The sequence below is a fragment of the Burkholderia sp. PAMC 28687 genome (genome assembly GCF_001577465.1).
In the GTDB taxonomy this organism is placed as follows: domain Bacteria; phylum Pseudomonadota; class Gammaproteobacteria; order Burkholderiales; family Burkholderiaceae; genus Caballeronia.
In genome coordinates this window covers 682923-696104 of sequence record NZ_CP014507.1, presented here as the reverse complement: position 1 = coordinate 696104, position 13182 = coordinate 682923, and the positions used below count along the sequence as shown (strand labels likewise).

Below are 13182 nucleotides of genomic sequence, written 5' to 3'. Positions count from 1 at the left end.
TTCCAAGTTGACACCGATGGAATGGCGTTCCAAAATGAATGGAATACCGTTCCATAGCAGTCGCATTAGCCGGGACACAGTCTTGCGGCTGCGAAACTGACAATCAAGGCTCAATGAACACGTCGATCAGGAATACTTCAATCGCTATCATCGGTGCGGGGCTGGGCGGGCTGACACTCGCCCGAGTCCTCCATGTCCACGGCATTGCCGCGACGATCTATGAAGCGGAGACCTCGGCGAACGCGCGCTCGCAGGGGGGCATGCTCGATATTCACGAACACAACGGGCAAGTCGCGCTCAAAACAGCGGGCCTCTTTGATCAGTTCCTGAAGGTCATTCACGCTGGCGGCCAGGCAACGCGCGTACTCGACAAGGACGGCAACCTGCTGCTTGACGAACCCGACGACGGTACCGGCGGTCGACCCGAGGTACCTAGAGGGGAACTACGCCGTATCCTGCTTGACTCGATCCCTTCCGACACGATCCGGTGGGGACACAAGCTCGTAGCGGCGTCTGCGCTTGGTGGCGGCCGGCACATGTTGACCTTCGCTGACGCCTCCACCGTGACGGCCGACCTCCTCGTGGGGGCCGACGGAGCCTGGTCGAGAGTTCGTCCCCTTCTCTCCTTGGCGGAACCGGCGTATGTCGGCACGTCATTCTTCGAGACACATCTGTACGACGGCGACACTCGACACGCGGCAAGCGCCCAAGCGGTTGGCGACGGAGCGCTATTTGCGCTCGCGCCGGGCAAAGGCATACTGGCTCATCGCGAGCCCAATGGCGTGCTTCATACGTACGCGCAGTTGAACAAGCCCGCGGACTGGGTTGACAGCATCGACTTCTCCGACCCGGCAGCGGCCAGAGCTTGCGTTGCCAGGGAGTTCGACGGGTGGGCTCCGGAACTCGTAGCGCTCATCACCGACGGTGAGACGGACCTTCTGCCCCGCCCCATTCACGCGCTTCCAGTCGAGCACAGATGGGACCGCATACCGGGGGTGACACTGCTCGGCGACGCCGCTCACCTGATGATCCCGTCCGGTGAGGGGGCCAACCTTGCAATGTTCGACGGCGCTGAGCTCGGCAAGGTTATCGCCGCCAACCCCGATGACGTCGAGGCCGCGCTCATCTTGTATGAGCAGGACCTCTTCCCCCGCAGCGCGTCCGAGGCCGCGGAGGCGGAAGACGTACTCAGGGTGTGTCTCGGTCCCGACGCGCCTCAGAGCCTTGTCGATTTTTTTACCTGGAACCGGCCGGCGAAATAGTCCACCTGCATTCCAGCATGACCTCGTTGTTCATAGCACGGGGACGACCCGCATCGTTTTCGTGCCGTTCGAGCTGAACCTCACCTCGGCGCGCGCAACGTCACCTCGCTATCAACAAGTGCACTCGTCGTTGCCCGCATGCGGGACGTATTGCGCATGTTTCTGTCGAACCGCGATAGCGTTACGTACACGCCATAAGACGCCAATCCTGATTGATCAATTCTTGGTCTTGATCGGTAAACCGCATTGACCCGGTTAGGTATGCCAAATAAACACCACTTGTCCATCGGTCAGTCTGCATGGCGTTGTCACTGACAAGGACGCGCATGCACTGATTCATCCAGCAATTGCGCGTTGTACGCTGCCAGAAAAAACACCAGGCTGTACAATATTTCGCAATGAACTTTCCGTTTTTCAGGTTTATGGCGCTTTTCCCAGCTCACCGACCAAGCAATTCATATATGCGTTTTCTCGACGGTGACGCGCCTATTCAACAAGACCTGACGAAAGCAGCCGGCCTGCTGAATTCAACGTCGAACGCTGTACGGGCGATGGCGCAGATGCTCGGATTTGATCGAACCACGGTCGCGAATCAACATGCAGGCGGTTTTGCCCGAAGGTCGTCTTACGGGATCGTCTTGCGCGCGTGATGCGGCTATACACGGGTAACGCAGCCCATCCCGCCTGCAAATTCAAGGAGAAATTCAGATGAAAGCTGCATGGTATGAGCGCAATGGCGCGGCGCGTGAGGTGCTTACGGTCGGCGAACTCGACAATCCCGTTCCCCAAGAAGGCGAAGTCTGCGTGCAGGTCAAGGCGTCCGGCGTCAATCCGTCCGATGTCAAAGGGCGTTCCAGCCGTCCCCCCATGGCGGCGCGCATCACACCGCACAGCGACGGCGCGGGCGTCATCACAAGCGTGGGAAGGGGCGTCCCGGAGAGCCGTATCGGCGAGCGGGTCTGGCTCTGGAATGGTCAATGGAAGCGTGCCGGGGGCACGGCTGCAGAGTACATCGCGCTGCCAGCGGAACAAGCGGTGGACCTGCCCGACAATACCTCGTTCGATGAGGGCGCGTGCCTGGGCATTCCTGCACTCACCGCGCTTCGCGCACTCACGATCGACGGCACCGTGCTTGGCAAGACTGTGCTCGTCACAGGGGGCGCAGGCGCCGTGGGCGCATATGCGATTCAGTTTGCGCGGCTCCTGGGCGCGGCTCGGGTCGTCACCACCGTGAGTTCGGATGCAAAGGCACAGATCGCGAAGGGTCTCGGCGCCGACGATGTCATCAACTACCGCAACGAGGACGTGGTTGCGCGTGTGAAGGCGCTGACGAACGGACGCGGCGTGGACAGAATCGTGGAGGTCGACGCCGCCGCGAACGCCGCACTCTACCCCGCGGCCCTAGCGCGTGACGGCATGGGCGCGATCTATGGGGCGGGCAAGCCGCAGGTGCAGTTCGACTTCCTGCCAATGATTCAAAGTGGCGCCGCAATACGTTTTTTTATCGTCTACGAGCTCTCGCCCGCAGCGCGCGCCGAGACTGTGAGTGCGCTGAATGGTTATCTGAAAACCGGCGCGCTCAATCACAACGTGGCAGAGCATTTCTCCCTCGAGCACATTGTCGAGGCGCACGAGGCTGTCGAAAGCGGTCGACTGACGGGCAACGCCGTCGTCACGTTGTGAGCATGCCTTTTCCGCTCTTCAGCGTTCCCTTGCAATATGCCGCGCCGCGTTTGTTCTTTGCCCGGTAACCCGCGAGCACCAGACTATTGCAGGGGTGGCACGCCGTACTCGGATCGGGTCGGCTGAACCATATTCGGCCGTTCGCCATTTTTTTTGCGCGGATCCGGCGGCGGTCGGACTTCGCGGCAGGATCGCGCGAAGTTCGGCATGGCCAACCTTGCGTCGTCCGCGGAAATTGTTTGACGGAAATTCAATGCCACATCTCGGCCGATTGCAACCGGCGAATCTGATCAAAAGAGCTGCCGATGGTTGGCACGCGCGCCGTGCCGATTCATTGCGCATAGCCTTGCAGTCACTTGTCGCGAGCCTTCTGAGCTACGCTGTCCTCGCGGCCATTGATCCTTCGAATGCCACATGGGCTATCTTTTCCAGCCTCTTTACCCTGCAGAAGAATTTCGACCGAAGCATGCGATATGGCCTTGGGCAAATGGCGGGTGCGGTATTCGGCACCGCTGTCGGTCTGGCAGCAATACACGTTTTTCCCGGCAGCGAGCAGTCGATGTTGCGACTTGGGCTGACCACGCTTGTGACCTGCAGTGTGACCGCGGTCTGGCCCGCGACAAGCTACGGCGTCGTGGCGGCCGCTGTGATCGCGCTTGCCCCGTCTGCCGGCATTTCTGATGCGATCAGTCGTGCTGGGGCGATCATCCTCGGTTCCGGCATCGGGATCGCGGTGTCGATGTCGGTATGGCCGCAACTCGCCCGCCAACGCGTGTTCAATTTCATTGCAGCGGCACTCGACGATTGCAGTGAATTGCTCAACCATATTTCCATATTCGATCAACCACACGACCGTGCCGCGCTCGACGCTCTACACGAGCGATTCCTGGGACATCTTGAACTGGCTCGATCCGTTTCAATCGACACGCGCATACGCGCGCACTTTCAATCAGGCCTGACGCTGTCGTCTGCTCTCTCGGCAACTGAACGCCTTTGGCACGGCCTTGTTCTTCTGGATCGAATCGGTTCCGCCCATGGCAGCCATTTCACGATGGGAGATCGAGAAGTGATGATGGACATCGGCAACAACGTCAAAACGTGTGGGGCGCTTTATCTTTCCAGGCTGGCCGCCTATGTAAGAGGAGGTCATGCGGCACCGGATCCTGACGCATGCAGCCGAGCGCTCAATGAAGCGCACGAAACATTGCGGGAAGAACTTGACTGCTCGGCCGCACGCGAAAGCTACGACCGGTATCGTTACTTGCATTCAGTTATCTTCGGATTCGAGCAAGTCGGTGAAAATCTGATCGACCTGCATCAACTGTTGCTTCGCAATACCTCAGCGAATTGCACCGGTAATGGATCGTAACCGTCACGACCCTTGTGGTAACGCGGAACACGACGCGTGGAACTACACTACCTGTCGTTCACCATCCGCTCTCTGATATCCGCAGACGCACAATCGCCTTTCACTGTGGCTCTCATTGCAAGCCTTTAGTCCTTTGATCGCGCAAAACACACCCTTCCCTTCGGACTGTAGAGAAAGCTGATGATGCATCCATCAAACAGTGCTTCGCATATCACCGATGACAACGGGCAGACATCCGCAGACTCCCGCAGTCAGGAAACTGTCGTGCGAGAGAAAGGACAGGCGGGTGGAATTTTTCTGCATGCCGGCTGGAGAAGCGCGGGAACGTGGGTATGGTCTCGCTTTCGGGCCTTGCAGACCGTGACGGCGTTCTATGAACCGCTTCACCCCATACTGGCCGACCTGCGAGCCGCTGACATACCCGCCTTGGAGCCGACCTGGACTTCGGGTCATCCGAAACTTACAGCGCCTTACTTCACCGAATATAGGCCGTTCATTCGAGACGACTTACATGGTGTGGTGGGCTATCGAAAAAGTTTTAGTGCGGATCGATTCGGACCCGTGGCGGATGCTGGCTTCTCAACATTGCAGGCGTACCTGAAGAGCCTCCATGACCAGACAAGGAAGCAGGGGAAGATACCTGTCTTCAAATTTTGTCGATCCCTTGGCCGGTTGCCATGGTTAAAGGACGCGTTTCCTGAGGTGATGCACGCAGTCGTCCTGCGAAATCCCGCATCGCAGTTTGCCTCTGGATGGTTGCTTCATCAGCAATGGAGCAATCCCTTCTTTGTTGCTGCTCCGTTTCGGATATTGGGCCTTAATCAAAACGAGCCTATCGTCAAAGAGGTCATTGAAGTGTGCGGCGTTCGCTTGCCGCCCGCTCCCGTCACCTCGATCGATGAATATGCTGCGGCCTGCGAGCAGTTCGTGCGTACGGTCGACGGCGACAACGCATATCGGGCGTTTTTAGCGGTGTGGATGCTGTCTGCACTGCGCTCGGCCGACGAAGCCGATTTGCTGGTCGATGTTGACCGGCTGGGACAGTCTCCCGAATACGCCTCGGCATTACGGGCACGAGTTCGAGGCCAGGTCGCAATAACGCCGGACTTCAGCGCTGCAAGAGATCTCGTTGCACAGATGAAGGGTAACGCTTCGCTCATGAAGGAAATCGACGGACGCTCGATCAAATCCATTCACGCCTCAGCATTGGGTTTCATGGTATCGAAAAGAGGTGTATCGGGACCTGGGACGGATGGTGCTGAGCTCATTAAGGAAAAGCTGGTGCTCGCTCGAGAACTGTCAGAACAGTGGCGCTACTACTGACGCAGGGTCATTCATGGTGGCATAAGCAATGAGGAGATCAGATGGACTTGCCAACCGACAATTCATCTCACGTTCACCGTCATGCGTTTTCACTCGGCGTCGACGACCGCTCCGACTTGCTTGGGCAGAAACCTGGCATAGTCTGGTTCACCGGTTTGCCAGCGGCTGGAAAGTCCACCCTCGCCGACGCCCTCGAAGTTACGCTCCATGACGCCGGCAAACACAGTTTCCTACTGGATGCCGACACCGTGCGTACCGGGCTATGCCGGGATCTTGGATTCTCCGATGTACATCGACATGAAAACATCAGGCGGTTGAGCGAAGTCGCTCGGCTGATGGCTGACGCCGGGCTGCTGGTGTTGGTCTGCGCCATTTCACCCTTCTCGGCAGATCGGCAAATCGCACGGCTCACTGCCGGGCCTCATCGGTTCGTGGAAGTGCACGTACATGTTCCCGTTGCAATCGCTGAAAGCCGCGATCCTAAAGGACTGTATAAGCTCGCAAGACAGGGAGTGCTCAAGAATCTCACGGGTATCGATTCCCCCTACGAGGAACCGATCGCTCCCGACGTTCGCATCGACACCACTCAATGCTCGATAGCTGATGCAATAACCTTGATTACTCAGCGGTTGATCCATGAGTGAGCCGCTTTATACCAGGCTCCTCGAGAAAGACGCCCGGGGTTGAACCAGTTCTTTAGTGCGTCGATGCAACCTTGCGCCGCATCTGCCCGACGGCTAGCCACAACGCCGAAACGAGAAAATATATCGCACCGACACCCGCATAGCCGGCGATTTGGATAAGCGCGGGAGGTGCTGTTGAATGGGCCTGCGCGATAAAAAACACGCCCGCCAGCGCCGACTGGCCTCCGCTCAAGATCATTGCCCATTGCGCACCAAACCGCTTCCAGCGGCGCACGGCAGTAGCGAGCTGAAGCAATCCGGATAGAACGGCCCAGACTCCGAATACGTCAAGGATCAGGCCTGTGTCGACGCTCAACACCACCATCACCGCAATCGCTATTACCAGGCTTGCAAAGACGTTGAAAGCCTGAGTGAGGTTTTCGCGCGCCCCACCGCTACGCGACATGTCGATGTAATTAGCCAGCGCGTCCCACAGGGGATAGACAATGAGCAATGCCGCACCGATCGCTGCGGCATGCTGACCGACGGCGAACGCGAGCGCGACCCACACCGCGGAAAACGCTGCACGTGTGAGGTAGTAGTGTTTGAGCCACCGCTCATCCTGAAGGCCGGTGGTATCTGAAAGACGAGTAGCCATTGAAATTCCCTTTGAAATTTGATCGGCCGCGTCGCCGTGGCGACACGCCAGGCGCTCGCTGTGACGGGCTGTCGGCAGGACCGCACAGCGTTATCGCGACAAGTAGGCCTGCATGGGTGGAGATCATGGCATTCGGTTTGTCTTGTCGGTATCGGTCAAATGACCGATGCGCTCCAAAGGTGGGGTGTTTGTGTTGATCGAAGACCGCCAAGGCAGGACCGAGCGGATTCGTGGTGACGGGCGCCTTGGTTGGCGTTTCAAAATGGGCAACTGAGGGGGCAACCGAGGCAGAGGCGCTTTTTGCGGGGATGGTCGACCGGGACGCCCTGTTACCTTCGCAACGTCGATTCGATGATCACACGAGGGAAAATCCACCGTGCGCAGCCGGGTAACGACCGCTTCTCTTCAAGCGTTGAACACCACGCTGAAAGCTGTTCCTACTTGCAACCGTCTCACGTTGATCTGCCAGCCGTGAGCACCGGCAATCTCCTTGCAGATTGCAAGGCCGAGACCCGCGCCATCGTGTTGGACATCAGGGGCGCGCCAGAAACGCTGAAACAAGAATGGCAGATGTTCCGGGTCAATGCCATGACCCTCATCGCTCACCCGGATAGAACTGCCGTCCACCGATACCGTCACCCTGCCGCCCGCAGGCGTGACGTTGATCGCGTTTTCCACGAGATTTTTGAGCAGGATAAACAACGCGCTTCGATCAGCCTTGATGACCGAGGCAATGACGGGCGAGTCTAGCTCAAGCGATACATTCTCCGTGCTGGCCTTGAGGGCGAAGTAGCCCGCGACATCGTCGGCTACGTCGGCCCAGTTGACATCGCTGAACACGAAGTTTTGCGACTCGCTGACTTCGGCGAGGTGCAGCAACTGGCGCACTTGCCTCGCCATCAGGTCGATCTCGCGATAGATCAGTTCCTTCTTTTCGATCCCGGGCTGCAACTCGATTTGTCCGCGGATCAGCGTCAAAGGCGTCTGCAACTCGTGAGCTGCCGACGCCAGAAAAGCCTGCTGGACAATGAAACCGTTCTCAAGCCTCGACAACGCGTCGTTGAACGCCGTGATCAATGGTTTGATTTCGCTTGGCATGCCTTTGTCGGAAAGACGCATCGTGAGACTGGACGGCGTGATCGACGCCGCGGCGCGAGATGCCGCCCTCAGCGGCCGAAGCAGCCGGTGCACGGTGAATGTCAGAGTCAGACCAAAAATGATCGTGGCAAGCGCGATGGTCCATCCCACTATGCCGGGAATCGGCTTGACCTTCATGCTCAGCACGGCCTTGTTGAACGCGACGCTCGTTGCAACCTGGACCACGAACCGCGCGTTGCCGCGCTGCGTTTCTCGCGTCACCAGGTCGAACGGCCGTCCGTTTATGGACACCTCGCGATCTTCACGGCTCTCCTCTGCAGGATTGCCCTTCTCCCACTGTTCGCCGCCGGCTGCCTTGCCCGACGCCAGAAGCAAATGACCGCGGTCATCGAGCACGCGGTACATCAGGTCGTTCGTCGCGACGTTGAACAGCCACGCGCTCTGCTCATCGAGCGCGACAGCCACTGGCTGTCCGTGGCTGTCGAAACGCAGTCCGTCAACGATGCGCTGCGCGGCGCGAATGTCGGCGTGACGCTGCAACATCCGCGGAGGCGAATGACTGAACGTGTACATGGTGATCGCAGCGATCACGCCGAGGCAGATCACCAGCGCCGTCACGCTGGTGAGCCATAGTCGCGCCGAAAGGCTGCGGACCCAGTACCTAAACATGTTGGGCGCCTTTCGAATCTGCATTCCCGCAAGGGTGAAACGCATAACCCTGACCCTGAACCGTGAGTATCTGCTCGCATGCGCCCGCGGCCAGCCTGATCCGCGAGCGCAGCCTGTGAACCCAAATACGAACGCTCGAGTCAAGTACGCGCGATTCCATCATCTGTGCTATCGCACTGACCGAAATCACCCTGCCGGGCGAGGAGACAAGCAGTTTCAGAAGCGAATATTCGGTTTCCGAGAGTGCAACGGGCCGCTCCTGAAAGCTCAGGCTGCGCGCCAGGAAGTCGAGCTTGAAACCATCGAACCGATAAGGCATTCCGCACGCCGGCTCCCGAATCGGCCGATGCCCGACACGGCGCAGCACATTGCGGGCCCTGACCAGTACTTCGTCGACATTGAACGGTTTCGACACGACATCGTCCGCACCGCATTCAAGTGCGACGATGCGCTCCGTGGCGTCGTCGTCCTCGCCGAGCATGATGACGGGCAAGTCGTCGTCGCTATTGCGCAAGCGCTTGATCTCGGCCAGTCCGCCGCTCATGCACAGACCGCTTGCAACGAGCGCCAACGCGGGCCTCTCCAGTGTCAGCCGATGTGCGATCCCCGCTGCATCATAGAGAACGGATACGTCGAAGCCCGCCGCGTGAAAACGGTTGCGCAACACGTCGCGGCAGCCGGGGTCGGCATCGACTACAAGAATCAGGCGCTTCATGGAACCTCCTTGAAACAGGTCTGCCTCAGGCCGGCGCCTGCAACACGAAACCCGCGCCGCGAACATTGGCAAGACGCGTCCTCGCGTTGATCGAAGAAAGCTTCTTGCGCAGTCTATGCACCGTGACTTCCAGCGCGTTTGGCGTGACCGCCTCGGCAAGTCCCCAAGCAGCGTGCTCCAGGGCCGCGTGCCGCACGGTCTGGCCGGCCACTTTCATCAGGGCCAGCATGATCTGGAGTTCGGCCGGCGCGAGCAGGATCGACTGCTCGCCGCGTCGCATGGCGCGCTGCTGCGGATCGACGGAAATATCGGCAAAAGTTTGGATGAGCGCAGTGAGCTCCTGCGGCCTGCGCATCAGCGTGCGAACCCGCGCGACCAGTTCGCTCATCGCAAACGGCTTGGTCACGTAATCGTCCGCGCCGCTTTCCAGCCCGTCGATACGATCGTGCAACGCGTCGCGGGCCGTGAGCATCAGGCAAGGTGTCATCTGTCCAGCGGCGCGGAGGTTTCTCAGGAAAGCGAGGCCATCGCCATCCGGCAATCCGCGATCGACAACCAGCACCGCATAATCGCCCCGGCTCATGCCATACGCGGCCTCTGATAGCGTGCAGAAGGTATCGGTCTCTACGCCGGCGCCCAGCAACGCCTGCCGGATCATTGCCGACAACCGGACATGATCTTCTATGAGTGCGACTCGTGACATATCACCCGATCAATTGAACTGGTACAGATAGCCAAATCTGGCTTCGGGAATGAAGCGCTTGCCCACGATAGGGCTATCCGTGATGCTGCTTCCAAGATGCTTCGCGCCGACGTCGAGCGTGACAGACTGCTGGCGCGTGAACCGATAATCGAAGCGCGCGCCAGCCGACATGTCATATGTCGATGTGCCCGAGTAAGCAGGACGTCCGGCGCGGACTTCCGACGAGCGGACGCCGTAATAGTAGTCGACATACTTGCTGCTCAGCCATTCGGCCCCTACATGCGGTTCAACGGAGAAATTGCCGTAGTCAATGCGCTTGCCGAAATTGACGCTTGCCTTCTGTCCCTTGTTCCCGCCTTCGAGCACATCGCCAGTCAGCGTTCCAAAACGGGTCTTCCACGCCAGTGCCGGCCCATACCAGAACGCGCTATTGCGTGTCTGCATGCCGTTGAGGCTGGATGCATCCGAGCCCTCGTACCCGTCCCCGAGCGCATATTGACCGCGAAGGGTAAAGCTCACGTTGTGCCACGTCCCGACCTTGAAATCGATAGTCGTTCCGATAGCATGAATCCATTTGTCGTCAAAAAAGAATAACGGGATCGGGTCGAACTTCGAGCCGTAGTTCTTGTACGGCGCCTGCTGGTATCCGAAACCGGCTCCCAATCCCCAATGCGTGACGTTGGTCGCGTTGCTCAACACGGTGAAACCCGAGTCGTCCGCGTCAGGTGGCTGCGCGCCTGCCCCGTCGGCCCAGACCGGCGCTGATACGAGCATTGAAGCAAAGGCCAGCAGCCACGCACATTCGCCGCATACATTCTTTCTCACTGTCGATCCCTGGTTAAATGGCAAAAACGGGACCGACTTTAAAACGGTGTGACTTACTGTTTACTTACCTGCAACGCCGGTTGCTTATCGCCTGCCTATGGCCTTGTGGTCTTCAATGCAAGGCTCAGCGCCTCACGAACGGCCAGCAACAGCCGGCTATCTACGTCATCCTTGCGGGTCACCACGGACAACTGCAAGGTTGGCGGCGACGCGCCGAGACGGATCGTTTTGACCGGGTACTGCTCGCAGACACGCGGATCCACCACCTGCAGCACGGACACGCCAAGCCCGGCGCTCACCATCGCGACAATCGCAGTCACGCTGTCCAGCTCGAGCGCGCTGCGCTTCTCAGCCATCACCTCACGAACGTAACGCGCGCCCATTGCTCCCGTCGTCGTCTGGCGATCGTAGCGAATCCAGTCGTAATGCCGAAGGTATTCGTACACGGTTGCGGCTTTGGCATCAGGCGGCGCGATAAGGACCAGCTCCCGCTTCAACAGCGGATACCAGATCAGTCCGGCTACTCTCCCCTTCTCGGGCTGCGCGGCCACTGCTGCGTCAAGCACACCTGCCTTGACGTCGGCCGTCAGGCCCGCGCTTCGTCCCCGCTGCGGCCTCAACAGGAGTCGCGGATGGGTATCCCGGAGCACGCGCATGGTCCCGGGCAGCAGCATGGGCTGGATCGATTCAATCAGGCCGAGCCGAATGGTTCCTTCCACGACGACGGTATTGCGACGCCTCAGCACGTCGATCTGTTGCAGGCCCTCGCGCATCGCGGCAATCACCTGATGCGCCATTGCGGTCGGTTGTACGCGCAAGCCGGCACGCCTGAACAGTGGTTGGCCGAGATACTGTTCGAGATGTTTCATCTGCATGCTCACCGCGCTCGGCGTAAGGTTCATCGCGGCCGCGGCAGCAGCAAACGAGCCTTCGGAAAGAACCGCTCCAAGCGTTTCGAACGCTTCCAGTTTCATCAAGATCTCTTATCTAAAGAGTGAAATAAAGTCACTTTTATTGACTATCCGCCGAGCCTATACTTTTTGCAAGACATGCAGCGGGAGTTCACTCCATCCCGCCGCTGACAATTCAGACAGCCGGAGACATGACAGCAATGAACAGCTTCAGACCCGTTCCGTGGCTCGCGACCGACGCGAAAGACGACACATCCTGGATGCAGCGTCTGAGCGCCGACGAAGTGGCCGGATTCGACGTCGCACTCGCGCATGCAAAAACGCTCGGCCGCGACCTTCTTGAGATGACCCCCGACGATTTCCCGTTGACCGCCGTCTCCCGCCATGCGCTGCAACGCGCAGTCGATACGACGCAGGGCCGCTGGGGCATGTGTCTGCTGAAAGGCTTCCCGGTGGACCGCTGGAGTGAGGACGACACCCGTCTTGCATACTGGGGCATGGGCCTGCACATCGGTGTGGCGCGCACGCAAAACCGCGCGAGCGACATCCTCAACGATGTACGCGATGTAGGTTCCTCGTACAAGACCACGAACGGCCGGGGTTACAACACGAACGCATCACTTGATTTCCACATGGACTCATGCGATGTAGTCGGCCTGCTATGCCGTCGAGCGGCGAGGACGGGCGGCGAGAGCAAGGTTGTCAGCTCGATCGCCGTGTTCGAGGATATGCAGCGCCAGCATCCAGAACTTGCAAATGCGTTGCGCGGACCTTATTACTTCAGCTATCAAGGCGCTCAGGACCCAGCCCAGCCGCCTTACTATTGCTGCCCGATCGTTGGCAACCAGCCGGAGCATTTCGCCATGCGCACGAATCGTAAGAATATCGTCGCTGCGCAGCGCGATTTCGATGACGTTCCGCGTCTTTCAACCCTTCAGACCGCCGCACTGGATCTGCTCGATGAAACGATGATGGACCCGCGCTTCTGCTTTTCGATGTCGCTCGAGCGTGGCGACCTGCAACTGCTCAACAACTACGTCACGATCCATTCCCGAACCGGCTTCGAGGACTACGAGGAGCCGGACATGAAGCGTCATCTGCTGCGTCTGTGGCTGTCCATTCCGAACGCGCAACCGCTGCCGGAAAACTGGCTCGAATACTTCGGCGACATACGCGCTGGCGCAGTGCGCGGCGGCTTGCGCGGAAGCGCTCGCTCGCAGGCATTCGAAGCGTATGAAAAACGTCAGGCGGCGCTCATGGGCATGAGCCTGCGCGAATGGACGCCGACATCATCGCCGGTCAGCGCGGCCTGATTTTCAACGCGCGGTCCGCTATCGGGCATT

General features: G+C 59.2%; 12 protein-coding genes. 6 read left to right on the top strand and 6 right to left on the bottom strand.

Annotated elements, in window-relative coordinates:
- Nucleotides 1–113: 113 nt before the first annotated feature.
- The 5 genes from AX768_RS26015 (at nt 114) to cysC (ending at nt 6281) form a co-directional block, all read left to right on the top strand.
- Complete coding sequence (locus tag AX768_RS26015; protein WP_062002971.1) at nt 114–1262, top strand: FAD-dependent oxidoreductase; 1149 nt, start codon at nt 114–116, stop codon at nt 1260–1262.
- A gap of 708 nt (nt 1263–1970) precedes the next feature.
- Entirely contained in the window at nt 1971–2945 is a 975-nt protein-coding gene (locus AX768_RS26005) for an NADPH:quinone reductase (protein WP_062002969.1), read from the top strand.
- Nucleotides 2946–3198: 253 nt separating this feature from the next.
- On the top strand, nt 3199–4314 hold the full coding sequence (locus tag AX768_RS26000) for an FUSC family protein (RefSeq protein WP_062002968.1): 1116 nt from the start codon (nt 3199–3201) through the stop codon (nt 4312–4314).
- Between the two features lie 180 nt (nt 4315–4494).
- Nucleotides 4495–5637 carry a hypothetical protein gene (locus AX768_RS25995; protein ID WP_231941611.1) on the top strand — a complete coding sequence of 381 codons (1143 nt, stop codon included), beginning with the start codon at nt 4495–4497 and terminating at the stop codon, nt 5635–5637.
- Between the two features lie 41 nt (nt 5638–5678).
- Nucleotides 5679–6281, top strand: coding sequence for an adenylyl-sulfate kinase (gene cysC / locus AX768_RS25990; protein ID WP_062002967.1), 603 nt, complete (start codon nt 5679–5681; stop codon nt 6279–6281).
- A gap of 52 nt (nt 6282–6333) precedes the next feature.
- On the opposite strand, the gene AX768_RS25985 is transcribed toward cysC, so the two are convergent.
- The 6 genes from AX768_RS25985 to AX768_RS25960 form a co-directional block, all read right to left on the bottom strand.
- Nucleotides 6334–6918, bottom strand: a complete 585-nt coding sequence (locus AX768_RS25985) for a hypothetical protein (protein ID WP_062002966.1) — start codon at nt 6916–6918, stop codon at nt 6334–6336.
- Nucleotides 6919–7323: 405 nt separating this feature from the next.
- Nucleotides 7324–8685, bottom strand: coding sequence for a sensor histidine kinase (locus AX768_RS25980; protein WP_062002965.1), 1362 nt, complete (start codon nt 8683–8685; stop codon nt 7324–7326).
- Nucleotides 8678–9400, bottom strand: a complete 723-nt coding sequence (locus AX768_RS25975) for a response regulator (RefSeq protein ID WP_062002964.1) — start codon at nt 9398–9400, stop codon at nt 8678–8680. Before AX768_RS25975 ends, AX768_RS25980 begins: the two co-directional genes overlap by 8 nt.
- Nucleotides 9401–9425: 25 nt before the next feature.
- A complete protein-coding gene (locus AX768_RS25970) occupies nt 9426–10103 on the bottom strand; it encodes a response regulator transcription factor (protein WP_062002963.1) in 678 nt (225 codons plus the stop codon).
- Between the two features lie 9 nt (nt 10104–10112).
- Nucleotides 10113–10928: a MipA/OmpV family protein gene (locus AX768_RS25965; RefSeq protein WP_231941610.1), complete on the bottom strand. Its 816-nt coding sequence runs from the start codon at nt 10926–10928 to the stop codon at nt 10113–10115.
- A gap of 95 nt (nt 10929–11023) precedes the next feature.
- Nucleotides 11024–11902: a LysR family transcriptional regulator gene (locus tag AX768_RS25960; protein ID WP_062002962.1), complete on the bottom strand. Its 879-nt coding sequence runs from the start codon at nt 11900–11902 to the stop codon at nt 11024–11026.
- 137 nt (nt 11903–12039) lie between these two features.
- Between AX768_RS25960 and AX768_RS25955 the strand changes: the two genes are divergently transcribed.
- Nucleotides 12040–13152, top strand: a complete 1113-nt coding sequence (locus AX768_RS25955) for a TauD/TfdA family dioxygenase (protein WP_062002961.1) — start codon at nt 12040–12042, stop codon at nt 13150–13152.
- Nucleotides 13153–13182: the final 30 nt, after the last annotated feature.

What these genes read in the sequence shown, in the direction of transcription:
- AX768_RS25960 (WP_062002962.1), bottom strand. Translation starts at nt 11,902, where the DNA reads ATGAAACTGGAAGCGTTCGAAACGCTTGGAGCGGTTCTTTCCGAAGGC.
- AX768_RS26005 (WP_062002969.1), top strand. Translation starts at nt 1,971, where the DNA reads ATGAAAGCTGCATGGTATGAGCGCAATGGCGCGGCGCGTGAGGTGCTT.
- AX768_RS26000 (WP_062002968.1), top strand. Translation starts at nt 3,199, where the DNA reads ATGCCACATCTCGGCCGATTGCAACCGGCGAATCTGATCAAAAGAGCT.
- cysC (WP_062002967.1), top strand. Translation starts at nt 5,679, where the DNA reads ATGGACTTGCCAACCGACAATTCATCTCACGTTCACCGTCATGCGTTT.
- AX768_RS26015 (WP_062002971.1), top strand. Translation starts at nt 114, where the DNA reads ATGAACACGTCGATCAGGAATACTTCAATCGCTATCATCGGTGCGGGG.
- AX768_RS25985 (WP_062002966.1), bottom strand. Translation starts at nt 6,918, where the DNA reads ATGGCTACTCGTCTTTCAGATACCACCGGCCTTCAGGATGAGCGGTGG.
- AX768_RS25970 (WP_062002963.1), bottom strand. Translation starts at nt 10,103, where the DNA reads ATGTCACGAGTCGCACTCATAGAAGATCATGTCCGGTTGTCGGCAATG.
- AX768_RS25975 (WP_062002964.1), bottom strand. Translation starts at nt 9,400, where the DNA reads ATGAAGCGCCTGATTCTTGTAGTCGATGCCGACCCCGGCTGCCGCGAC.
- AX768_RS25995 (WP_231941611.1), top strand. Translation starts at nt 4,495, where the DNA reads ATGATGCATCCATCAAACAGTGCTTCGCATATCACCGATGACAACGGG.
- AX768_RS25955 (WP_062002961.1), top strand. Translation starts at nt 12,040, where the DNA reads ATGAACAGCTTCAGACCCGTTCCGTGGCTCGCGACCGACGCGAAAGAC.
- AX768_RS25980 (WP_062002965.1), bottom strand. Translation starts at nt 8,685, where the DNA reads ATGTTTAGGTACTGGGTCCGCAGCCTTTCGGCGCGACTATGGCTCACC.